The sequence below is a fragment of the Roseovarius sp. PS-C2 genome (genome assembly GCF_018862045.1).
Classification (GTDB): domain Bacteria; phylum Pseudomonadota; class Alphaproteobacteria; order Rhodobacterales; family Rhodobacteraceae; genus Roseovarius.
Map to the genome: position 1 here is coordinate 1 of NZ_JAHKSQ010000010.1, position 20,340 is coordinate 20,340.

Consider the following 20,340-nt stretch of genomic DNA (forward strand, 5'->3'; position numbering starts at 1 on the left):
CCGGCGCACCGTCAATCTGGTCATACGCACGGAAATCACCGAAATACTTCGTGATCGCCGCCGTCAGCGTCGTCTTGCCGTGGTCAACGTGACCAATCGTACCGATGTTCACGTGCGGTTTCGAACGGTCAAACTTTTCCTTTGCCATGTCTCAGGGCGCCTTGTTCAGTTGGGGGGCGGAAATCGCCCGTTAGATACTCCGCGCGGCATTTATTGTCTTGCGCAGGGAAAATCAACCCATTCATGCAGGGTGGCCGCTTACTCGGCCGGGGGTGTTTCCGCCTCGCCACCTTCTGCGGCCTCCACCGCCGCTTTGGCGCTCTCGTCCAGCGCTCGGGCTGCGGCCTGCGCTTGGCCGGTCGCGGCCTCGCCGCTTTCGAACCAGTCATTGGCGGCATTCTCGCGCACCAGCCAGTTCTGGATCAGCTTGGCGGCATTGCGGCTGAGGTTTCGCATCTGCTGCTGCTTGGATTGCGTCAGCCCCGACCCGACCCAGGTGCTGCCCGACAGAGTTTCGACCACGGTGATCTGCTCGGGCTTTTCGTTCAGCTTCTGCTGTTTTGCATCGTCCCAGACGGTCACGTTCAGGATCAGCGCCGATTTCGGCGAGGCCACCACCGGAATCCCCGGCATCGCCAGAACATAGCCTTCCACGCTGATTCCAAGATGATACAGCCGGTCGCCCTCGTAGCGCCCAAAGCGTTCGTCGATCGCCCTGGTCATCGCCTCGACCCATTCTTCCTTGCTGGCTTCGCGCGAAACCGGCCCCCTGGTCAGGTTCGGCGCGACCACCACGTTGTGACCCAGGTGAAAATCACCCAGGTATGCGGGCTTTTCGTCAAGATCGTTGGGATTGGTGCAGGCGGCCAGCATCAGGCCGGCGGCCAGCAAGGCAATGTAACGCAACATGGGCTCCCCCTCAGGATATCCGTTGCGCCCGGATACCGCAGCGCAGGGTTGCGCGCAATCATTTGTCCTGACGCTCCACTCCGCCTATATCGAACAGAGCAATCGATGAGGCCCCCATGACATCCGCCACATCCCCCGTTCGCGTTCCGCTGGTGACCCGCCCGATGGGCATCTGGGCCAGCCTTCAGGCATCGCGGCGCAACCTGCTCAGCATCATTCCCGAAATTGCCACGCGCCAGCCGATGGTGTCGGGACGCACCGGAAAACGCTGGCACATGGTCATGGACCCCGAGGCGATCCGCCGGATGCTGCTGGAACAGCTCGATATCTACCCCAAGTCCCTGGTCACCAAGAACCTGTTGCGCCCCGCGATCGGCGACTCGCTCTTTATCGCCGAAGGCGCGCACTGGCGCTGGCAACGCCGCGCCGCCGCCCCGGTGTTTTCCCATCGCAACGTGATGAATCTCGGCCCGGTCATGACCGCCGCCGCCGAACGCAGCTGCGAACGCATCGCCGCCGCCGGGCCGCGCGCCATCGACATGGCCGAAGACATGGTGCGCACCACCTTCGACGTGATCTCGGATGTCACCTTTTCCGGCGATGGCAGTTTCGACGCGGGCGCCGTGCACAACGCGATCAACGACTATATCGGCGAGGCGGGCAAGATATCGCTTTTCGACATTCTGGGTCTCCCCGACTGGGTGCCGCGTCCGGGGCGGATCATGTCCGGCGGCGCCGTGAACCAGATGAAACGCATCGCCGATCAGGCGGTCGAGGCCCGCCGCGCCCGCGGCCCCCAAGGCGTGCCCGACCTGCTGGACCTTCTGCTCGACGGCGAAGACCCCGAAACCGAACGCCGGATGAACACCGCCGAGCTGCGCGACAACCTGCTGACCTTCATCGTCGCGGGCCATGAAACCACGGCGCTTTCGCTGGGCTGGGCGCTCTATCTCTGCGCGTTCGACCAACGTGTTCAGGACCACGCCCGCACCCAGGCGCAAGAGGTGCTGCAGGGCCGCGCCGCCACTGCCGGGGATATCGAACACCTGCCCCTGATCCGCCAGATCATCGACGAAGCGCTGCGCCTCTATCCCCCGGCGGGGATCATTTCGCGCACCGCAATGGCCGAGGATACGCTATGCGGGCGCGAGGTGCACAAGGGCGACACGGTGATGATCCCGATCTACGCGCTGCACCGCAATCACCTGCTCTGGGACGATCCCGACGCCTTCCGCCCCGAGCGCTTTGCCGACCGCAAGGCGATCCCGCGCTATGCGTTCCTGCCGTTCGGGGACGGGCCGCGTATCTGCATCGGCGCCAGTTTCGCAATTCAGGAGGCGGTGATCGTGCTGGCAACGCTTCTGTCGCGCTTCCGCTTCACCCCCGTCGCCGGGCGCGATCCCGACCCGGTGATGATCCTGACCCTGCGCCCCGAAGGCGGAGTCTGGCTCGAGGCCGAGCCGATGACAACGGCAACTTCCGGAGCCATGTCACCCGCGACCTGACCCGCAAATTACCCGCAAATCCCCTTCAGCGCCTGCCACTCCGCCTCGCTCAACACCGGGCGGGTGCCGTCCTGCGCCTCGGCGTTGGCGCGGGCCTGTTCGGCGCGGGTTTCGCTGGCGGGATGGGTCGAAAAATATTCGGCCAGATGCCCCCTGCCGCCCTCCATCTCGTGCAGATGATCGAAGAACGCCGCCATGCCCTCGCTGTTCACCTCCGCAGCGTTCAGCATGTCCAGCGCAAAGCGGTCGGCGCGCATCTCGGCCTCGCGGGTATAGCCCGACTGAATCAGCCGCTCGCCCAGAAACACGGCCAGCGTTCCACCCGTCACATCGCCCAGCACCATCGACAAAAGCCCCGCCGATCCGGCGGCGCGCAGGGCGTGGCGCGTCGCGTCGCGCTCTTCCACATGGCCGATCTCATGCGCCAGAACGGACGCCACGGCATCCGGGCCGGTCGCGGTGTCCAACAAGCCGCGCATCACCACGATCTGCCCGCCCGGCGCAGCGAAGGCGTTGACCATCTTGTGGTCGAACACCTGCACCTCGAGATCGTATAGCAGCGCCTGCCCCCCGCTCAGACGGGTCAGCATGGCGTCCAGCGCCGCGCGCCCCTCGGGGGCTGTGCACCGCAACGCCCCCATATCCGCCGCCCCCAGCGCGCGTTCCATCTGTGCGACAACCGTCTTGCCAAAGGCGATCTCACGCTCGACCGGGATCAGCGTGGCCAGCGTATCGGCCATGCGCGGCAGGATCACGAACAGCATCAGCACCACCGCAACCACGGCCAGCCCCGCGCGCAACGCAAGCTTGCGATACGTTCCCTTATGAACATCGCGCCTGTCCAGATCGGGGCAGATATCGCGCAGGCGGGCAATCATCCCCGGCTCGTTCACTCTCAGCCGTGCAGGATCGCGCGGGCTTTCGTCTTCGGTGTCGGCATGCAGGGTCAATGTCAGGCCGGTGTCACGGGCCTGATCGCTCAGACGGCGCAACCGCGCGAGCGGCCAGCGCAGCGGCCCCTCCTCCAGCGTCGGGCCATCGAAAACCAGTGCACCGCCAGCCTCGTCCAGCACCACTTGGACACCGTGACGACCGGCTGTCACACCGTCGAAATAGACCCCCGCGACACCTGCCATCAGATGGCGCCGCCGACATCCAGCGCATCGGCAAAGCCTTCGGCATCCGCGCCGCTGTCATGGGCGCGCTGACGTATATGGTTCAACCCCTGGGCATTATGCACGACGAACGTGCCTGCCACATGGTCGATCACCGGCTGGATGATCCACACCAGAACCAAAGACCCCGAAACCGCTAGCGCCAGAATATACAGCCCCGCCACCACCAGGCCGCCCAGGAACACCGCCCCTTCCCCCATCATCGAGGCCGGGGCCATCACCGCGACCATCGCCAGACCCAGCCCGCCGAAAATCAGCGCGCTCAACACGCCCACCATCAGGCCGCCCAGAAGGACCGTGGACACGACGTTCACGGTTTCCGGCTGCGCCTCGAATCCGATGCCGCCATCGAGAAACTTGTTCGCCGTCAGGTAACGAAAGGCGTTCACCCGGTAAGACACGATCCCGATCATGAACCACACCGATCCGACCAGCGCCACCGCCCCCGCCAGAACGGCCGAGTCGGCAATCACCGCCACCAGTTCGCCGCCCAGCAGGATCGCGATGGCAAGGAACAGATTCCGCGCCGCCGGATAGAGGCCGGTCCACCGGCCCTGCTGATGGAACTGCGCATCGCCGTACCAGCTCCGGTCGGTCATGTATTTTTCCAGCCAGAAGGTCTGCCGGGGCAACAGGATACCGAGCGTCAGCAAGGTCAGCACCCAATGCCCCATCGCCCGCAGGGCATAGCCCCAGCCGCCCTTTTCCATGCCAAACCGCACCCCGCGCCAGCGCGTGCGAGCCAGCTTGTAGCGCCGTGCGCGATACTGCGCGAAGAATATCAGTGGCACCACCGCCAGCACGGTGATGTAAATCGCCGCCATCTGCATCAGCATCTGCTCCGGCGTTTGCGGTTCGGTAAACAGCGTCAGGCCGAAATAGAACAGGATCATCTGGACAATGCCCAGATACACCGCCAGCACTACGATCGCGACGAGGAACCCCAACAGCTTTTCCATCCCCGTGCCGGCATATTCGAACGCATCGCGCCCGCCGCTGACCGACGACCAGATATATCTCCGAATGCGCGTCTTGGCCCAGAACCGGTAAATGCCCAGCGTCACCACCGACAAAAGCGCGGTAACGACCGCCAGCCTGAACAGAGGACCCCGTTCTCCGGCATACGTGCCTTCAACCATGTTCCCGCCGTGGACATCCTGGGCCATGCTCTGAATCCTCACTCTCGAAACCCGCGCGCCGCGACCGCTCGTGGCGGTTCCGCGGCGCGCAGGATTACTCGTGTTTTGCGTTGATTTTATGGCGCAAAAGCGGCCCTAGGTGAAGCTGTTGTCACGCGGGAACCCACGCGGCGCCATGCGGCCCGTGCCGGCGCGCTTGCCCACCCATTCGACCAGTTCGGTCTCGGTGCGCGTGCGCCCCGCCGGATCGTGCCAGCTCAGCCCGTCGGCAAGGGTAAAGGTCGTGGCATCGCTCAGCCCGCCATCCTTGTATTTCTGCAACCGCACGCCCTTGCCACGGCCCATTTCGGGCAGTTCCTCGAGCGGGAAAATCAGAACCTTGCGGTTTTCGCCCACACAGGCCACATGATCGCCCGCCACCGGCGTGCAGACCCGCGCCCGCACCTCGCCGCGCACGTTCAGAACCTGCTTGCCGCTGCGCGTCTGCGCCAGAACCTCGTCCTCGCTCACCACAAAGCCGTCCCCGGCACTGGACGCCACCAGCAGCTTGCGGCCCGGCTTGTGAATGAACAGATCGACGATCTCGGCCTCGTTGGGCAGATCGACCATCAGGCGCACGGGCTCGCCCATGCCCCGCCCGCCGGGCAGGTTGGCCGCCGACAGGGTATAGAATCGCCCGTTGCTGCCGAACACCAGCAAACGGTCCGTGGTTTCGGCATGGAATACGAACCGCCCCTCGTCCCCGTCCTTGAACTTCAGCTCGCGGGTCAGGTCGATATGGCCCGACATCGCCCTGATCCATCCCATTTTCGAGCACACCACCGTGATCGGCTCACGGTCGATCATCGCCTCCAGGGGCACCTCTTCGACCTCGCCCGCCTCGGCGAACTGGGTGCGCCGCGCGCCGACATTCTGCCCGTCCAGCACATAGCCCTTGCCAAAGGTTTTCTTGGCCTCTTTCAACTGATCGGCGATGGCCTCCCATTGCAGGCCGTCATCCTCCAGTAGATCCTCCAGCCCGGCGCGCTCTTCCATCAAATGGTCGCGCTCCCTGACCAGCGCCTCCTCCTCCAGCCGCCGCAACGACCGCAGGCGCATGTTCAGGATCGCCTCGGCCTGCACGTCCGACAGCCCGTTTTCACGGCCCGCATAGCTGTGCGGCACGGTGCGTTCGGGCGCGGTTTCGGCCAGGATGCCGGTGGGCTCCAGCCCCGGATCGGCCACCAGAACCAGCCCCGACACATCCACCCCCGCCAGAGGCGAGCGGTACTCCGCCTCGCTCATCGCGCGGCTCAGCGTGGACTGGTGCGGCGTGCTCCAGTCCTCGTACATCAGCGCGGCCTTGGGATCGTCGTCATAGCGGATGATCTCGATCACCCGGTCCAGATTCAGGAACGCCGTGATCAGCCCCTGCAACACCTCCAGCCGGTGATCGATCTTGCTCATCCGGTGGCGGCTGCGCCGGATCAGCACCTCGCGCCGGAAATCGAGGAAGGCGCGCAGCACCTCCTTCATCGAGCACACCTTGGGCGTCACCCCGTCGATCAGCACGTTCATGTTCAGCGAGAACCGCACCTCGAGGTCCGAGTTGCGGAACAGCATGTTCATCAATACCTGCGGGTCCACGTTTTTCGACCGCGGCTCCAGCACCATGCGCACGTCATCCGCCGATTCATCGCGGATATCGGCCAGGATCGGCACTTTCTTGGTCTGGATCAACTCGGCGATCTTCTCCACCAGCCTGGATTTCTGCACCTGGTAGGGAATTTCCGTGACCACGACCTGCCACTGGCCACGTCCCAGATCCTCGACCTCCCACTTGCAGCGCAACCGGAACGCCCCCCGCCCCGTGCGATAGGCCTGTGCGATATTCTCGGGCGGCTCCACGATCACCCCGCCGGTCGGGAAATCGGGGCCCGGCACGTAATTCAGCAGCGTATCGTCACGCGCATCGGGCACCTTGATCAGATGCAGGCAGGCATCCACCAGTTCGGCAATGTTGTGCGGCGGGATATTGGTGGCCATGCCCACCGCGATCCCGCTCGACCCGTTCGCCAGAAGGTTCGGAAACGACGCGGGCAACACCACGGGTTCGCGCAGCGTGCCATCGTAATTGTCCCGGAAATCGACGGCATTTTCGTTCAGCCCGTCCAGCAGCGCCTCGGCCACGGCGGTCATGCGCGCCTCGGTGTAACGGCTGGCGGCGGGGTTGTCGCCGTCGATATTGCCGAAATTGCCCTGCCCGTCCACCAGCGGATAGCGCACCGCGAAATCCTGCGCCAGACGCGCCATGGCATCGTAAATCGCCGCATCGCCATGCGGGTGATAGTTACCCATCACGTCGCCGCTGATCTTGGCCGATTTGCGGAATCCCCCTGTGCTCGACAGTTTCAGCTCGCGCATGGCGTAGAGGATGCGCCGGTGCACCGGCTTCAGCCCGTCACGCGCATCTGGCAGCGCGCGGTGCATGATCGTGCTCAGCGCATAGGTCAGATACCGCTCGCCAATGGCACGGCGCAGCGGTTCGGCGGTTTCCATGGGCGCGTCCGCGCCATCGTCGATCAGATCGCTCATGCTGCTCTTGATACCCTCGGGGCAGGCTCCGGGACCAGAGCCAACCCGCTTGTTTGTCTTGTTTGGTCGCTTTGCAGATAAACCGCGTGACGGGGGCAAAGGTCAAGGGCGCAAGCGCGCCATCGGGGCCCGCCCCCTGCGACCGTTCCGCAAAAAATACGCAAATTCCGGGAAATTCCCCGCAATCCTTCGCGCGAATCGGGTATAGTGCAATCAGCTGCCGGTCGTTCGGGGGAACGGCCCAAACAATCAAAGTTAATGTTGTGTGGGGGATCGCGCTATGTGGCGCTTTATATTTGTGACATTCGCATTTCTGGGAAGTGCCTTTTATTATCTCAGCGGGGGCGCCGATTATACTCCGGCGCCAAATTCCCTTCAGGCAAGGGCCGAAGGGCACACGCTTTTTGCATGGCCCGACCCTGTGGAAACCGCACCGCAAACGCAAACCGCCATGACCGTGACCGCACCTGACAACACCGTCAGCCGTGCCGTGACATCGCTGACGGATCTCAGCCTTGCCGCCAAGGCCCGGACCGGCACGGTCCGGCTGCAACTCGCCTCGGCGGACGGGTCGCAATTTCCCGTGCCCGAGCCGGCCATCGCCACGGATGACACCGATACGGTCGCCGCGGCTGTTGCCCGCGATGTGGCCAAAGCACCCGCGCCAACACCGCAACCCGAACGCGACATTCGCCAGATCACCGGCTCGACCGTCAACATGCGCAGCGGTCCGGGAACCGAATACAGCCCCATCACCCGCCTGTCCGGCGGCACCGAGGTGGCCGTGCTGCGCGATCCCGGCAATGGCTGGCTCAAGCTCAGGGTCGTCGATACCGGCCGCGAGGGCTGGATGGCCGACTGGCTGGTGACCACCGCAAACTGATTGCATCGCCCCCCGCCGCACGGCATAGCATGCGGCATGAGCCAGAAATCCATCCTCATCACCGGCTGCTCCTCGGGCATCGGATATGACGCCGCCCACGGGATGCGCGATCTCGGCTGGCAGGTCTTCGCGGCCTGCCGCAAACAGGCCGATTGCGACCGCCTGCGCGCCGAGGGCTTCACCAGCCCCCGGATCGACTATCAGGACGAAACCACATTCGCCCCGGCGCTGGAACAGGTGCTCGAAGGCACGGGCGGCACGCTGGACGCGCTGTTCAACAACGGCGCCTTCGCCTGCCCCGGCGCGGTCGAGGATCTGCCCTCGGGCGCCCTGCGCAGCATCTTTCAAGCCAATCTTTTCGGCTGGCACGAACTGACCCGTCAGGTCATCCCGGTGATGCGCACACAAGGATCGGGCCGCATCGTGCAATGCTCCTCCGTTCTGGGGCTGGTCACGCTGCGCTGGCGCGGGGCCTACAACGCCACGAAATTCGCGCTCGAAGGGCTCAGCGACACGCTGCGCATCGAAATGCGCGACACCGGCATCGACGTGATCCTGATCGAGCCCGGCCCGGTCACGTCGCAAATCCGGCAAAATTCGATCCCGCATTTCGAACAATGGATCGACTGGGAAAACTCGGCCCGCGCCGACCAGTACCGCGACCAGCTGCGCGCCCGCCTTTATGAAAGAAACGGCCCCGACACCTTCGAACTGCCGCCCTCGGCCGTCACCCGCAAACTGATCCACGCCGTTACCGCCCGCCGCCCGCGGCCCCGCTATTACGTGACGACCCCGACCTATATCATGGGCACCCTGCGCCGCGTCCTGCCCACCCGCGCACTCGACTGGATCGTTTCCAAAGGCTGAGGCGCGGCAAGAAATCCCTTTCGCTTTTCATCCACGCCCCCCTACATGGGGACGAAAGACGATTCGAAGGACCCTGACAAATGCTCAGCGACCCGCTTTTCATCATCGTGGCCCTCGCCTGCCTTGGCGTGGCCCTGATCCTCATCCTGGGCATTTCCACCTTCGGCAAGGAAGGCAGGGACAATGCCAAGCGCTCCAACAAGCTGATGCGCTGGCGCATCATCGCGCAGTTCGTCGCGGTGCTGCTGATCCTGCTCTTCGTGTATATCCGCGGACAAGGAGGACAATGACCATGGTCGTGCTCAACAAGATCTACACCAAAACCGGAGACGGCGGCGAAACCGCCCTCGGCAACGGCGCACGCGTGGCCAAGCACTCGATGCGCGTCACCGCCTACGGCACCGTGGACGAGGTGAACGCCACCGTCGGGCTGGCGCGCCTGCACGCCACCGGCGAAACCGACGACGCCCTGTCGCGCATCCAGAACGACCTGTTCGATCTGGGCGCCGACCTCTGCCGCCCCGACATGGAGAAGGACGCTCAGGCCGAATACACGCCGCTGCGCGTCACCGACAACCAGGTCGCCCGCCTCGAATCCGAAATCGACACCATGAACAAGGCGCTCGAGCCCCTGCGCAGCTTCATCCTGCCCGGCGGCACGGAACTGGCCGCCTTCCTGCACCTGTGCCGCACCGTCTCGCGCCGCGCCGAGCGGCTGGCGGTGGAACTCGCCACCATCGAAGAGGTGAACCCGGCGGCGATCAAATACCTCAACCGGCTCAGCGACTGGTTCTTCGTCGCCGCCCGCGTCTCCAATGACGGCGGCAGCAAGGACGTGCTCTGGCAGCCCGGCGCAAACCGCTGACCCCGGCCAACGCGCCATAACCACGCCCTATGGCGCACCTGCCTTCCTCCCGATAGCCACTGGAGCAGGCGTTTGAAATATGCCAGTTTGCCGCAAAGCGCCGCCCTGCGACCGGACGGGCGGCCCCGGCACTATCGGGCAGTATGAGGACACGTCATGTCGTTACCCACCATCGCCATGTTCTGGGATGGCCCCCCGCTCGGCTTTATCGAGCGCCTTTGCACCAAATCCTTCGTCGATGCCGGCCACCCCGTGGTGATGTTTTCCTATAACGGGGTTCAGGATCTGCCCGACGGCATCGAACAGGCCCCGGCCAGCGATATCCTCCCCGATCCGAAATCCATCGTCCGCCACGAACGCACCGGCAGCCCCGCACCGCATGCCGACAAGTTCCGCTATCACCTGCTGGCCAGGAATGACGGTCTGATCTGGTCCGATACCGACGCCTATTGCCTGAAACCCTTCCTGCCCCAGGACGGCTATTTCTTTGGCCGCGAAAACGACAAGGTCGTCGCCAACGGCGTGATGGCCCTGCCCGCCGCCTCGCCCACGCTCAAGGCGCTGATCGAGTTCTGCGAAGACGAATACGCCATTCCGCCCTGGATGATGCCGCGCCACATCCAGGCCATGACCGAACGCGCCGAGGCGGGCGACCCGATGCATGTTTCGGAAATGCCCTGGGGGGCGTGGGGGCCCAAGGCCTTCTCGCATTTCCTGCACAAACACGACGAATTCCGCCATGCGCTCGATCCGCACGTCCTCTACCCCGTCCCGTTCGAGGATCGGCGCCTCTATTTCCGCGAGGCATGGAAGACCTGGAAACGGGTGCAGGACGATACCGTTTCGATCCATTTCTACGGTCGCCGGGTGCGCGAACGGCTCTGGAATCGCTTCAACGGAACCCCGCCCGAAGACTCCGTGCTGGCCGAACTGGCCGCGCGCCACGGCGTCACCCCCTGAGCCGCTGCTGGAGAACGGATCGAAATATTCCTGCAAGATTCCTGCGATGAAACCGACAACGCGACGTCGCCAGACGCAAACGTGACGATTTTGCCCTGTTTCCCGGAGGGCCAAACCTTTATCAACGCCGGGGAAAGCATACCGGAGAGTCGCATCGCGGCTGTCCATCATTTCGAAGGAGACCATGCCAATGAAGGTACTCGTGCCTGTCAAGCGCGTGATTGACTACAACGTGAAGGTTCGCGTGAAGGCGGACGGGAGCGGTGTCGATCTTGCGAATGTGAAGATGTCGATGAACCCGTTCGACGAGATCGCGGTCGAAGAGGCGATCCGCCTGAAAGAGGCCGGCAAGGCCGAGGAGGTCGTGGCGGTCTCGATCGGGGTCAAGCAGGCGCAGGAGACGCTGCGCACGGCGCTGGCGATGGGCGCGGACCGGGCGATCCTGGTCGAGGCGGCGGATGACGTTCACACCGATATCGAGCCGCTGGCCGTGGCCAAGATCCTGGCCAAGGTCATCGAAGAGGAACAGCCGGGCCTCGTCCTGACGGGCAAGCAGGCGATCGACAACGACATGAACGCCACCGGGCAGATGCTGTCGGCGCTGCTGGGCTGGTCGCAAGCGATGTATGCCAACGAGATCGACATCGACGGCGATGCCGCCGTCGTCACCCGCGAGGTGGATGGCGGGTTGCAGACGATCAAGGTCAAGCTGCCGACGATCATCTCGACCGATTTGCGCCTGAACGAGCCGCGCTATGCGTCGCTGCCCAACATCATGAAGGCCAAGAAGAAGCCGCTGGACGAGAAAACTGCGGCTGACTACGGCGTCGACGTGACGCCGCGGCTCGAGATCGTGGGCACCTCGGAACCCGAGGCGCGCAAGGCCGGCGAGATCGTGGGCTCGGTGGACGAGCTGGTGTCGAAACTCAAGGAAGCGGGGGCTGTGTGATGGCTGTACTCCTGATTGCCGAAATCAACGATGGGGCGCTGGCGATGGATGCCACCGCCAAGGCCGTGTCCGCCGCCGGGAAACTGGGCGACGTGACGGTTCTGTGCGCCGGCGCGAGCTGTGCCGAGGCCGCGTCCGAGGCCGCCACGATCGACGGCGTGGCCAAGGTGCTGTGCGCCGAGGATGCGCTTTACGGTCACCGCCTGGCCGAGCCGGTCTCCGCGCTGATCGTCGGCCTTGCGGGCGACTACAGCCATATCGTGGCGCCCGCGACGACGGACGCCAAGAACATCCTGCCGCGGGTGGCCGCGCTTCTGGATGCGATGGTGATCACCGATGTGACCGCCGTTGTGGATGCCGACACGTTTGAGCGCCCGATCTATGCCGGCAACGCGATTCAGACGGTAAAGTCGAAAGATGAAAAGAAGGTTATCAGCTTCCGGACATCGACGTTCGACGCGGCGGGCACCGGCAATTCGGCGTCTGTCGAAAACATCGCCGCCGCCGCCGATCCGGCGCTGTCGGAATGGGTGGCAGACAAGGTCGCCGAAAGCGACCGCCCCGAGCTGACCTCGGCGGGTGTCGTGGTGTCGGGCGGGCGCGGCGTGGGCTCGCAGGAGGACTTCGCGCTGATCGAGAAGCTGGCCGACAAGCTGGGCGCCGCCGTCGGTGCGTCGCGCGCGGCGGTCGATTCGGGCTTTGCCCCGAACGACTGGCAGGTGGGCCAGACCGGCAAGGTGGTCGCCCCCGACCTCTATGTCGCTATCGGCATCTCGGGCGCGATCCAGCACCTCGCGGGGATGAAGGACTCCAAGATCATCGTCGCCATCAACAAGGACGAAGAGGCCCCCATCTTCCAGGTCGCCGATTACGGCCTCGTCGCCGACCTCTTCGAGGCCGTCCCCGAACTCACCGAGAAACTCTGAGACCGGCTCCCCTGAACATCGTGAAAGGCCCGCCTGACCGGCGGGCCTTTTTCATGCCCGGCCCATGACCCCGCGCAAGGCCGGGATCAACGCCAGCGCGGCTTCGGCATGGGCCGCCGGACCCAGCAACTCCCCGGCTGCCGGGGCCTCGACCTGTGAAAACACCATGCCGCTGGTCCCGGTCCTGAGCGCGGTCGCGCTGGCCGTCACCTCGATCAGATGCGCCGCCTGGCCGCGCACCGTTTCCAGCATTCGCCGCGTCACGAAGGCCGGGTCCTGCGCCACATCCGCCCCGTCACAATCCCGCCCCGGACGGCGGGCGGCGAACCATAGCAGGATCACCGGTGGCCCGTCGCGCCCGATCAGGTCGACCATGCGCTCCACCCAGACGGTGCGCAGTTCCTCGCGCACCAGATCGAACCGCTCGGGCGAGATCGCCTGCAAGCGCCGCAGCATATGGCGTGTAAAGTGGAATTCGGTAAAATCCATCTCGGGAAACAGGCGTATCAGGGCGTCCGTGGCCCTCACGAACCGGTCGTTGCGCCGCGCATGCACGCCGTAGAAACGGTTGGTCATGTTCTGCGCGCCCGGCACTTGCAGCACCACGGCCCGCGCTCCGGCGCGCGCATGTGCAATGCCCGGATCGTTCAGCAACACGTCCAGCCCGACATTGGGCCAGCCGAGATTGACGCAGGTTTCCCCCAGGCGCCGCCCGATCATCGCCGGAAACGGCTCGCGTATGAACTTGCCATAGGTTTCCGTCCCGCCCAGAAAGACCGTGTAATCGCCCGTCAGCGCGCGGCGCGGCCCGCGAAACGTCAGTTTCGAGCCGGGATACCGGCACGGGCAGTAGTCAAGGGGCGCCCGCCCCCCCAAGGGTTCGTAACTCATTTTCACCCACCATGTTTTGTCACCCGACAGCAGAGTCGCCGACGCATGTTGAGATTTCTCTAATGGAAGAATTTGCATCGGATTTTAGGCGTCACCGGCCCTTGCGGCCCGCCCCCGGCCACGCCTATTGTGACGCAGGTCACAGCGAAAGGCGGGCGACATGGAGATCGGTAAAATCGGCGTCATCGGCGCGGGGCAGATGGGCAACGGCATTGCCCATGTGATGGCGCTGGCCGGCTATGACGTATTGCTCAACGACATCAGCGCCGACGCGCTCGAGGCGGCGCTGGCCACCATTCGCAAGAACCTGGATCGTCAGGTCAGCCGCGATAGGATCAGCGCCGATGAGATGGAGGCCGCGCTCGCACGGATCACCACCACCATGACGCTGACCGATCTGGGCGCCACCGATCTGGTGATCGAGGCCGCCACCGAACGTGAAACCGTCAAACAGGCGATCTTCGACGAATTGCTGCCCCATCTTCAGCCGCACACGATCCTGACGTCGAACACCTCGTCGATCTCGATCACCCGGTTGGCCAGCCGCACCGACCGCCCCGAGAAATTCATGGGCTTCCACTTCATGAACCCGGTGCCGGTGATGCAGCTGGTGGAACTGATCCGCGGCATCGCCACCGATCGCGAAACCTATGACGCCTGCCTTGCCGTGGTGGAAAAGCTGGGCAAGACCGCCGCCTCGGCCGAGGATTTCCCCGCCTTCATCGTCAACCGCATCCTGATGCCGATGATCAACGAGGCGGTCTATACCCTCTACGAGGGCGTCGGCAACGTGAACTCCATCGACCAGTCCATGAAACTGGGCGCGAACCACCCGATGGGGCCGCTGGAGCTGGCCGATTTCATCGGGCTGGACACCTGCCTTGCGATCATGAACGTGCTGCATGACGGGCTGGCCGATACCAAATACCGCCCCTGCCCGCTGCTGACGAAATATGTCGAGGCCGGATGGCTGGGCCGCAAGACGGGCCGCGGATTCTACGATTACCGGGGCGAAACGCCGGTGCCCACCCGCTGATCCCGGCGGGGCTCAGCCCCCGTCCCGGCCCAGCGACAGCGTATGGTCGCGCAGCCACGCCATGAAACCGCGCGGATCGCTTTGTAGCATCGCCATCTTGTCCGCCGGCACCGGCGGGCCCACCACCGGTTTCTGCGGCTTGTTGCAGCTGTGCACGACCTCGTGCAGCAACAGCGACTGGCGCAGCGTCGGCGACAGCCGGTTGGCCACCTGATACCAGCGCGAATTCGCGCCGGGGAAATAGATCGGCACCACCGTCGCCCCCGACCGGCGGATCATCTGCGCGGTGAACACGTTCCACTCGCGTTCGATCACCGGGCCGAACATCGAATCCGACGAGGCCACCACCCCCGAGGGAAACACGCTGATCAGCCCGCCCTCTTTCAGATGCGCCATCGCCTTGGCGCGCATCTCGACCGATTTGCGCTGCGCATCCGGTTCGTGCGGGAACGGCACCGGGATCATGTACGAGGCCGCAACCTCGTCGATCCCCGTCAACAGGGCGCGCGTCAGAATCTTGTAATCGGTGCGCCGCCGCCCGATCAGGTCGGCCAGGATCATCCCGTCCACCAACCCGTGCGGATGATTGGCCACCGCCACCACCGGCCCCTCGCGCGGGATGTGCTCAAGCTGCGCGTCGGGGGTTTCCAGGTCGATCCCCATCGTGTCCAGCGCCGCGCGCCAGAACGGCTGCCCGGTGGGGGCGCCGCGCCGCTCGAACTGCTTGATCATACGAAGGATCGACAGCTTGCCGGTAAACCATTCGATGGTCCGGATGGTCAGCGCCGTCGCCGGTGAGTCGAAGGAATTGGCATAGGTCAGGCTACGCCGGTCATACTTGGTGAAGTTCACCGTTTCGCCGGGTTGTCCGCCACTCTGATCCTTTGCGCCGTCAACCACCTGATCCGTTCCCGTGTCGTCGCGCATCGTCGCGCCTTCGCCTTACATGTCCTCTCCGAACCGGTTCGCCACCAGCGCCTGCACCGCATCGGCCAACGCCTCGGCGTCCGCCCCCGAAGTCTGCACGTCAATAGTGGTTCCTTGCGACGCTGCCAACATCAAAAGCCCCATAATGCTGTCCCCTCCGGCAGACATTCCGTCATGGCTGACTTCGGCGGTGGCGTCGAACCCTTCGACGACCTCCACCAGCTTGGCCGCGGCGCGGGCATGCAGCCCCTTGACGTTGACGATTTCCAGTTGACGCGTGATCGTATCGGACATGAACTCTTCTACCTGTCTGCTTCACTGCACGAAACGTTATGACTGTCGATATACTTGCGCCCGGCATCCAATGCACTGCGGGCGGCCTCCTGCACCGGCAGATGGCGGCTTTTGGCCAGCTTGATCAGCATCGGAAGGTTGGCCCCGTAGAGAATACGCCGGTCACTGGGCTGACACGCCTTCAGCGACAGGTTCGACGGCGATCCGCCGAACAGGTCGGTCACGATCAGCACCCCCTGGCCGGTATCCACCGCGTCGGCGGCGGCGCATATCTCGGCCTGCTTGCCTGCGCGATCCTCGGCGTCTTCCATCGAGATCGCGACAATGCCCTTCTGGTGGCCGACAACATGTTCGATCGCCCGCAGATATTCCCGAGCCAAACCACCATGCGCCACGATCACGATGCCGATCAAAGCCGTCACTCTCCTACATTGCCGAAACTGTCCTGAACCGGGGCCTGCGGGCCTGCCACCGCCCCCCTCCGTTCCAGTTCGCGATGCCTTATTGACACCGCCCAGCCGCCATCCGCAAGGGCCTTGGCCAAAGTTTCTGCCATCGTGACGCTGCGGTGTTGCCCACCCGTGCAGCCGAACCCGATCGCCAGATAGGCCTTGCCCTCGGCCTCATAGGCCGGCAGCAGCAAACCGGCCAGATCCACCACCTTGTCGCGAAACGCGGCAAAGCGCGGATCGCCCGCCACATATGCGGCCACCCTTGCATCGCGCCCGTTCAGGTCGCGCAGCGCCTCTTCCCAGTACGGATTGCGCAAGAACCGGCAATCCAGAACCATGTCCAGCCCGCGCGGCAGCCCGCGCTTGTAGGAAAACGAATGCACGGACACCGCCAGGCGGCTCTGGCCGTCCGGGGCGAACCATTGTTCCAGCTCCGCGCGCAGGTCATGCGGCGACATCTCGGATGTGTCGATCAGCATATCCGCCCGCGCCCGGACCGGCCCCAGCAGATCGAATTCTCGCGCGATCCCCATGCCGGGGCTTTCCGCCGGGGCCAGCGGATGACGCCGCCGGGTTTCCGAAAACCGCCGCAGCAGCACCTCGGCATTGCAATCGAGATACAGAACCTGCATCGGCGTCCCCGAAACCCCGTCCATCCGGTCGATCACCTCGATCAGGGCATTGGTCGAGAAATCCCGGTTGCGCGTATCCACGCCCAGCGCCAGCGGCTTTTCCGGTGTGTCGCCTTCCAGCAGCCGGGGCAACAGAGACAGCGGCAGGTTGTCGATGGCCTCATAGCCCATATCCTCCAGCGCCCGGATCGCGGTGCTGCGGCCCGCGCCCGACGGCCCGGTGACCAGAACCAGCCGGGGCTTGCCCGTGGCCGGTGGATCTGGCTGTGCTGTGCTGCTCATCAACGGCCCCCTTTCGCCCGATCGGGTCGCCCGTCAGTCGACGCGCCCATACTTCAGATATAGTAATATCGCCGAAGGAAAATGGGGGTGCCCCGGATTTCCAAGGATCGGCAGCGAAATATCCAGCACCTTTTCCTCTCGCCACGGCGGCAGGCGTTCGGGCTCGGGGCGGTCCATGTCCACGATCAGCGCCAGCGGCACAGGCCCGGTTGCGGGGCAGCCCATGATGCCGACGCCGCGCGCCTCGATCCGGCCCCGAATCGCCTCGGGGGCGTCCGCGATCACCTGCGCGCCTGTGCGCCGCAGCCGGGTGCAATCGTCGGCCACCAGCCCCGCGCCCAGCCCGATCAGCGTCAGCGCCAGCCCCGATTTCCCGCTCCCCGAGGCCCCCCGGATCAGTGCGGCGCGGCCATTGGCCTCGACCGTGGTGGCATGCAGGATGAGTGGCCCGGCGGCGTCGCCGGAGGCTCCGCTGTCACGCCCGGTCACGGGATCAGACCGGAAGGCCCACGACGAAACGCGCGCCCAGCGGGTCCGAGGTGACATCGGCATCGGTCGGGCGGATGTTCTCGGCCCAGATCACGCCGTCATGCGCCTCGACGATCTGTTTCGAGATCGACAGGCCAAGGCCCGAATTGTTGCCGAAATCGCTTTCCGCGCGCTGCGAATAGAACCGCTTGAAGATCTTGGTCAGCGCCTGGTCGGGAATGCCGGGGCCGGTATCCTCGACCACGACCAGCACGCGGTTTTCGCGCTTGCGCACCCACAGCCGGATCGCATCGCCATCCTCGCAGAAACTGGTCGCGTTGGTGATCAGGTTGACGAACACCTGCGCCAGCCGCGCCTCCAGCCCGGTGATCACGATGGCGTCGGCGGGGAAATCGGTGATGAAGTCGATCCCCTTCTTCTCGGCCTCTTCGCCCAGGTAATGGCCCAGGTTGCGCAGCATCCCGATCAGGTCGAACGGCTCCTGCTCTTCCTTGACCAACTCGCTGTCCAGCCGCGACGCGTTCGAGATATCGCTGACCAGCCGGTCCAGCCGCCGCACGTCGTGCTCGATCACCTCCAGCAGCTTCTCGCGCTGGTCCTCGCGCTTGGCCACGCGCATCGTGCCCACGGCGCTGCGCAGGCTGGCCAGCGGGTTCTTGATCTCGTGCGCCACGTCGGCGGCGAATTGTTCGTTGCTGTCGATCCGGTGATACAGCGCCGACACCATCCCGCGCAGCGCGCCGCTCAGGCGGCCGATCTCGTCGGGACGCGCGGTCAGGTCGGGGATGCGAATGCGCCCGCCGCCCTTGTGACGGTTGCGGTCGCCGCCGATCTCCGCCGCCGCGGCCAGGTCGGCCAGCGGATTGGCGATGGTCGAGGCCAGGATCAGGCTCAGCCCCACCGACACCGCCGTGGCGATCAGGAAAACCCGCAGCACCCATTCATGTTCGGCCCGCACCAGCTGGTCGATCTCTCCGGTCGCGTTGGCCATGGCCACCACGGCCACCGGCTTGCCGTTTTGCAGCACCGGGGTGGCGGCGGAAAACACCGTGCGTTCGTTCACTTCGCTGGATACGGTCTGGGTTCCGTCGCTCAGCGTCGCCTGAACCAGCCCCTCCATCTGTTCCAGGACCGTCGTCGGCGCCTCCGTGCCGAACATGGCGAACGGGGCCGAAACCCAATCCCAGACACGGCTCAGCGCATCGGTGATGATCGTCCGCTGCTGCGGCCCCTGGACAACCGTGCCGGGGCGGCGGCCCACCGACTGACCCGCCAGCGTACCGTCGGCGTCGAATACGAACACCTCGACCCCCTGCCGGATATCCAGCCCGGCCAGCGTGCCCGCCACGTCGATCCCGTCGCCGGTCATCAGGTTCACCGGCGCGCCGGCGGGCAGTTGCGCCTCGAACACGTCGGCAACCAGTTCGACCTCGCTGACGAGATTGCTGGCCCGCTGCAGCGCCAGACTGTCGCGCGAGGAATTCAGATACAGGATTCCGGTCAGCAGCACGCTGAGCGCGACAAGGTTGAAGGTGATGATCTTGCGGGTCAGCGACGAGTTCTTGACCGTGCGAAACCCCCTGCGCTCGCGGCGCGAACGCAGTTCGGAATCCGTGACATTGTCGGGCGACACGAAATCGTCGCCCAGGACAACATCGTCATCCCGCCGATGCGCGGTGTCGCGCATGTCGATGCCCTCGGCCAGCGCCATTACTCTTCGTTATACCGATAGCCGATCCCGTACAGCGTCTCGATCGCCGAGAAATCGGAATCCACCATGCGCAGCTTCTTGCGAAGGCGCTTGATATGGCTGTCGATCGTGCGGTCGTCCACATAGACCTGATCGTCATAGGCCACGTCCATCAGCTGATCGCGGCTCTTCACGAAACCGGGGCGCTGCGCCAGGGCCTGCAACAGCAGGAATTCCGTCACCGTCAGCGACACGTCCCTGCCCTTCCAGCTGACCGCGTGGCGCAGCGGGTCCATCCGCAACTGGCCGCGTTCGATCACCTTGGTGTCTTCGCTGTCGGCCACCACCTCACCGGCCACCGCATCCTGCCGCCGCAACAACGCGCGGATGCGTTCCACCAGCAAACGCTGGCTGAACGGCTTCTTCACGTAATCGTCCGCGCCCATGCGCAGCCCGAGAACCTCGTCGATCTCGTCGTCCTTCGAAGTCAGGAAAATGACCGGCATCGAGGTCTTCTGCCGAAGCCGCTGCAACAGGTCCATGCCATCCATGCGCGGCATCTTGATGTCCAGCACCGCCATGTCGGGCAGTTTCTTGCTGAAGGCATCGAACGCCTGCTGACCGTCATTATAAGTGTCCACTTCAAACCCCTCTGCCTCGAGGGTCATCGAAACCGACGTCAGGATATTCCTGTCATCGTCCACCAGGGCGATCTTCGACATGTCACCGTTCCTTGTACTGCTCTGTTTGTTTGTTGTTTTTTTTCGCCAATATGCGCGCTTTCGTCCTTTACAATCAATCCCAAAGTGCGAATCGGCCCGTTCGCGCCACAATATTGAGCCAAAAAAATCTTGATAATGACTAAATTGACTCACCCCCTCATACTGCACGGCCC

Annotated in this window: 22 protein-coding genes; 9 read left to right on the forward strand and 13 right to left on the reverse strand. The window is 64.5% G+C overall.

All coding sequences use genetic code 11. The features are described from left to right. Positions 1 to 148, reverse strand: a 148-nt coding sequence (locus KPG71_RS16440; protein WP_253196198.1) for a GTP-binding protein, incomplete at its 3' end; no start/stop codon positions are given. Positions 149 to 258: 110 nt separating this feature from the next. Further along, the gene (locus tag KPG71_RS16445) at positions 259 to 909 is read right to left on the reverse strand and encodes a hypothetical protein (protein ID WP_216339327.1); all 651 of its coding nucleotides are present in this window, start codon (positions 907 to 909) and stop codon (positions 259 to 261) included. 116 nt (positions 910 to 1,025) lie between these two features. Between KPG71_RS16445 and KPG71_RS16450 the strand changes: the two genes are divergently transcribed. After that, positions 1,026 to 2,414, forward strand: coding sequence for a cytochrome P450 (locus KPG71_RS16450; RefSeq protein ID WP_253196323.1), 1,389 nt, complete (start codon positions 1,026 to 1,028; stop codon positions 2,412 to 2,414). Positions 2,415 to 2,422: 8 nt separating this feature from the next. Here KPG71_RS16450 and KPG71_RS16455 read toward each other — a convergent pair whose 3' ends face one another. The 3 genes from KPG71_RS16455 to KPG71_RS16465 all read right to left on the reverse strand — a co-directional run bounded on the left by KPG71_RS16455 (position 2,423) and on the right by KPG71_RS16465 (position 7,302). Next, positions 2,423 to 3,550 carry a M48 family metallopeptidase gene (locus KPG71_RS16455; protein ID WP_216339329.1) on the reverse strand — a complete coding sequence of 376 codons (1,128 nt, stop codon included), beginning with the start codon at positions 3,548 to 3,550 and terminating at the stop codon, positions 2,423 to 2,425. Then, positions 3,550 to 4,755, reverse strand: a complete 1,206-nt coding sequence (locus KPG71_RS16460) for a DUF898 family protein (protein WP_253196324.1) — start codon at positions 4,753 to 4,755, stop codon at positions 3,550 to 3,552. Before KPG71_RS16460 ends, KPG71_RS16455 begins: the two co-directional genes overlap by 1 nt. A gap of 108 nt (positions 4,756 to 4,863) precedes the next feature. Beyond that, positions 4,864 to 7,302, reverse strand: a complete 2,439-nt coding sequence (locus tag KPG71_RS16465) for a DNA topoisomerase IV subunit A (protein ID WP_216339331.1) — start codon at positions 7,300 to 7,302, stop codon at positions 4,864 to 4,866. Between the two features lie 451 nt (positions 7,303 to 7,753). Between KPG71_RS16465 and KPG71_RS16470 the strand changes: the two genes are divergently transcribed. The 7 genes from KPG71_RS16470 (at position 7,754) to KPG71_RS16500 (ending at position 12,752) form a co-directional block, all read left to right on the forward strand. Beyond that, the gene (locus KPG71_RS16470) at positions 7,754 to 8,185 is read left to right on the forward strand and encodes an SH3 domain-containing protein (protein WP_216339333.1); all 432 of its coding nucleotides are present in this window, start codon (positions 7,754 to 7,756) and stop codon (positions 8,183 to 8,185) included. A gap of 36 nt (positions 8,186 to 8,221) precedes the next feature. Beyond that, a complete protein-coding gene (locus tag KPG71_RS16475; RefSeq protein WP_216339335.1) occupies positions 8,222 to 9,052 on the forward strand; it encodes an SDR family NAD(P)-dependent oxidoreductase in 831 nt (276 codons plus the stop codon). 80 nt (positions 9,053 to 9,132) lie between these two features. Next, positions 9,133 to 9,342: a twin transmembrane helix small protein gene (locus tag KPG71_RS16480; protein ID WP_216339337.1), complete on the forward strand. Its 210-nt coding sequence runs from the start codon at positions 9,133 to 9,135 to the stop codon at positions 9,340 to 9,342. Between the two features lie 2 nt (positions 9,343 to 9,344). Then, the gene (locus KPG71_RS16485) at positions 9,345 to 9,917 is read left to right on the forward strand and encodes a cob(I)yrinic acid a,c-diamide adenosyltransferase (RefSeq protein WP_216339577.1); all 573 of its coding nucleotides are present in this window, start codon (positions 9,345 to 9,347) and stop codon (positions 9,915 to 9,917) included. A gap of 156 nt (positions 9,918 to 10,073) precedes the next feature. After that, positions 10,074 to 10,877, forward strand: a complete 804-nt coding sequence (locus KPG71_RS16490) for a hypothetical protein (RefSeq protein WP_216339339.1) — start codon at positions 10,074 to 10,076, stop codon at positions 10,875 to 10,877. A 190-nt stretch (positions 10,878 to 11,067) separates the two neighbouring features. After that, positions 11,068 to 11,826, forward strand: a complete 759-nt coding sequence (locus KPG71_RS16495) for an electron transfer flavoprotein subunit beta/FixA family protein (protein ID WP_216339341.1) — start codon at positions 11,068 to 11,070, stop codon at positions 11,824 to 11,826. Then, positions 11,826 to 12,752 carry an electron transfer flavoprotein subunit alpha/FixB family protein gene (locus KPG71_RS16500; RefSeq protein WP_216339343.1) on the forward strand — a complete coding sequence of 309 codons (927 nt, stop codon included), beginning with the start codon at positions 11,826 to 11,828 and terminating at the stop codon, positions 12,750 to 12,752. The genes KPG71_RS16495 and KPG71_RS16500 overlap by 1 nt, the downstream gene beginning before the upstream one ends. 51 nt (positions 12,753 to 12,803) lie before the next feature. On the opposite strand, the gene KPG71_RS16505 is transcribed toward KPG71_RS16500, so the two are convergent. After that, positions 12,804 to 13,643, reverse strand: a complete 840-nt coding sequence (locus tag KPG71_RS16505) for a DUF6473 family protein (RefSeq protein ID WP_216339345.1) — start codon at positions 13,641 to 13,643, stop codon at positions 12,804 to 12,806. Positions 13,644 to 13,803: 160 nt separating this feature from the next. Between KPG71_RS16505 and KPG71_RS16510 the strand changes: the two genes are divergently transcribed. Beyond that, the gene (locus KPG71_RS16510; RefSeq protein WP_216339347.1) at positions 13,804 to 14,679 is read left to right on the forward strand and encodes a 3-hydroxybutyryl-CoA dehydrogenase; all 876 of its coding nucleotides are present in this window, start codon (positions 13,804 to 13,806) and stop codon (positions 14,677 to 14,679) included. 12 nt (positions 14,680 to 14,691) lie between these two features. On the opposite strand, the gene KPG71_RS16515 is transcribed toward KPG71_RS16510, so the two are convergent. Genes KPG71_RS16515 through KPG71_RS16545 form a run of 7 tightly spaced genes read right to left on the reverse strand, consistent with a single transcriptional unit; the run spans position 14,692 to position 20,167 of the window. Beyond that, positions 14,692 to 15,606 (reverse strand): lysophospholipid acyltransferase family protein, encoded by a 915-nt coding sequence (locus KPG71_RS16515; RefSeq protein WP_216339348.1) that lies wholly within the window; start codon positions 15,604 to 15,606, stop codon positions 14,692 to 14,694. Positions 15,607 to 15,621: 15 nt separating this feature from the next. Further along, positions 15,622 to 15,900: an HPr family phosphocarrier protein gene (locus KPG71_RS16520; RefSeq protein WP_216339350.1), complete on the reverse strand. Its 279-nt coding sequence runs from the start codon at positions 15,898 to 15,900 to the stop codon at positions 15,622 to 15,624. A gap of 8 nt (positions 15,901 to 15,908) precedes the next feature. Next, positions 15,909 to 16,313 (reverse strand): PTS sugar transporter subunit IIA, encoded by a 405-nt coding sequence (locus KPG71_RS16525; protein ID WP_216339578.1) that lies wholly within the window; start codon positions 16,311 to 16,313, stop codon positions 15,909 to 15,911. 5 nt (positions 16,314 to 16,318) lie between these two features. After that, complete coding sequence (gene rapZ / locus KPG71_RS16530) at positions 16,319 to 17,266, reverse strand: RNase adapter RapZ (protein WP_216339352.1); 948 nt, start codon at positions 17,264 to 17,266, stop codon at positions 16,319 to 16,321. Between the two features lie 33 nt (positions 17,267 to 17,299). Continuing rightward, the gene (locus KPG71_RS16535; RefSeq protein ID WP_367397374.1) at positions 17,300 to 17,755 is read right to left on the reverse strand and encodes an HPr kinase/phosphorylase; all 456 of its coding nucleotides are present in this window, start codon (positions 17,753 to 17,755) and stop codon (positions 17,300 to 17,302) included. Between the two features lie 4 nt (positions 17,756 to 17,759). Next, on the reverse strand, positions 17,760 to 19,466 hold the full coding sequence (locus KPG71_RS16540) for a sensor histidine kinase (protein ID WP_216339356.1): 1,707 nt from the start codon (positions 19,464 to 19,466) through the stop codon (positions 17,760 to 17,762). Continuing rightward, positions 19,466 to 20,167: a response regulator transcription factor gene (locus tag KPG71_RS16545; protein WP_216339358.1), complete on the reverse strand. Its 702-nt coding sequence runs from the start codon at positions 20,165 to 20,167 to the stop codon at positions 19,466 to 19,468. The genes KPG71_RS16540 and KPG71_RS16545 overlap by 1 nt, the downstream gene beginning before the upstream one ends. Positions 20,168 to 20,340: the final 173 nt, after the last annotated feature.

What these genes read in the sequence shown, in the direction of transcription:
- KPG71_RS16445 (WP_216339327.1), bottom strand. Translation starts at nt 909, where the DNA reads ATGTTGCGTTACATTGCCTTGCTGGCCGCCGGCCTGATGCTGGCCGCC.
- KPG71_RS16450 (WP_253196323.1), top strand. Translation starts at nt 1,026, where the DNA reads ATGACATCCGCCACATCCCCCGTTCGCGTTCCGCTGGTGACCCGCCCG.
- KPG71_RS16455 (WP_216339329.1), bottom strand. Translation starts at nt 3,550, where the DNA reads ATGGCAGGTGTCGCGGGGGTCTATTTCGACGGTGTGACAGCCGGTCGT.
- KPG71_RS16460 (WP_253196324.1), bottom strand. Translation starts at nt 4,755, where the DNA reads ATGGCCCAGGATGTCCACGGCGGGAACATGGTTGAAGGCACGTATGCC.
- KPG71_RS16465 (WP_216339331.1), bottom strand. Translation starts at nt 7,302, where the DNA reads ATGAGCGATCTGATCGACGATGGCGCGGACGCGCCCATGGAAACCGCC.
- KPG71_RS16470 (WP_216339333.1), top strand. Translation starts at nt 7,754, where the DNA reads ATGACCGTGACCGCACCTGACAACACCGTCAGCCGTGCCGTGACATCG.
- KPG71_RS16475 (WP_216339335.1), top strand. Translation starts at nt 8,222, where the DNA reads ATGAGCCAGAAATCCATCCTCATCACCGGCTGCTCCTCGGGCATCGGA.
- KPG71_RS16480 (WP_216339337.1), top strand. Translation starts at nt 9,133, where the DNA reads ATGCTCAGCGACCCGCTTTTCATCATCGTGGCCCTCGCCTGCCTTGGC.
- KPG71_RS16485 (WP_216339577.1), top strand. Translation starts at nt 9,345, where the DNA reads ATGGTCGTGCTCAACAAGATCTACACCAAAACCGGAGACGGCGGCGAA.
- KPG71_RS16490 (WP_216339339.1), top strand. Translation starts at nt 10,074, where the DNA reads ATGTCGTTACCCACCATCGCCATGTTCTGGGATGGCCCCCCGCTCGGC.
- KPG71_RS16495 (WP_216339341.1), top strand. Translation starts at nt 11,068, where the DNA reads ATGAAGGTACTCGTGCCTGTCAAGCGCGTGATTGACTACAACGTGAAG.
- KPG71_RS16500 (WP_216339343.1), top strand. Translation starts at nt 11,826, where the DNA reads ATGGCTGTACTCCTGATTGCCGAAATCAACGATGGGGCGCTGGCGATG.
- KPG71_RS16505 (WP_216339345.1), bottom strand. Translation starts at nt 13,643, where the DNA reads ATGAGTTACGAACCCTTGGGGGGGCGGGCGCCCCTTGACTACTGCCCG.
- KPG71_RS16510 (WP_216339347.1), top strand. Translation starts at nt 13,804, where the DNA reads ATGGAGATCGGTAAAATCGGCGTCATCGGCGCGGGGCAGATGGGCAAC.
- KPG71_RS16515 (WP_216339348.1), bottom strand. Translation starts at nt 15,606, where the DNA reads ATGCGCGACGACACGGGAACGGATCAGGTGGTTGACGGCGCAAAGGAT.
- KPG71_RS16520 (WP_216339350.1), bottom strand. Translation starts at nt 15,900, where the DNA reads ATGTCCGATACGATCACGCGTCAACTGGAAATCGTCAACGTCAAGGGG.
- rapZ (WP_216339352.1), bottom strand. Translation starts at nt 17,266, where the DNA reads ATGAGCAGCACAGCACAGCCAGATCCACCGGCCACGGGCAAGCCCCGG.
- KPG71_RS16540 (WP_216339356.1), bottom strand. Translation starts at nt 19,466, where the DNA reads ATGGCGCTGGCCGAGGGCATCGACATGCGCGACACCGCGCATCGGCGG.
- KPG71_RS16545 (WP_216339358.1), bottom strand. Translation starts at nt 20,167, where the DNA reads ATGTCGAAGATCGCCCTGGTGGACGATGACAGGAATATCCTGACGTCG.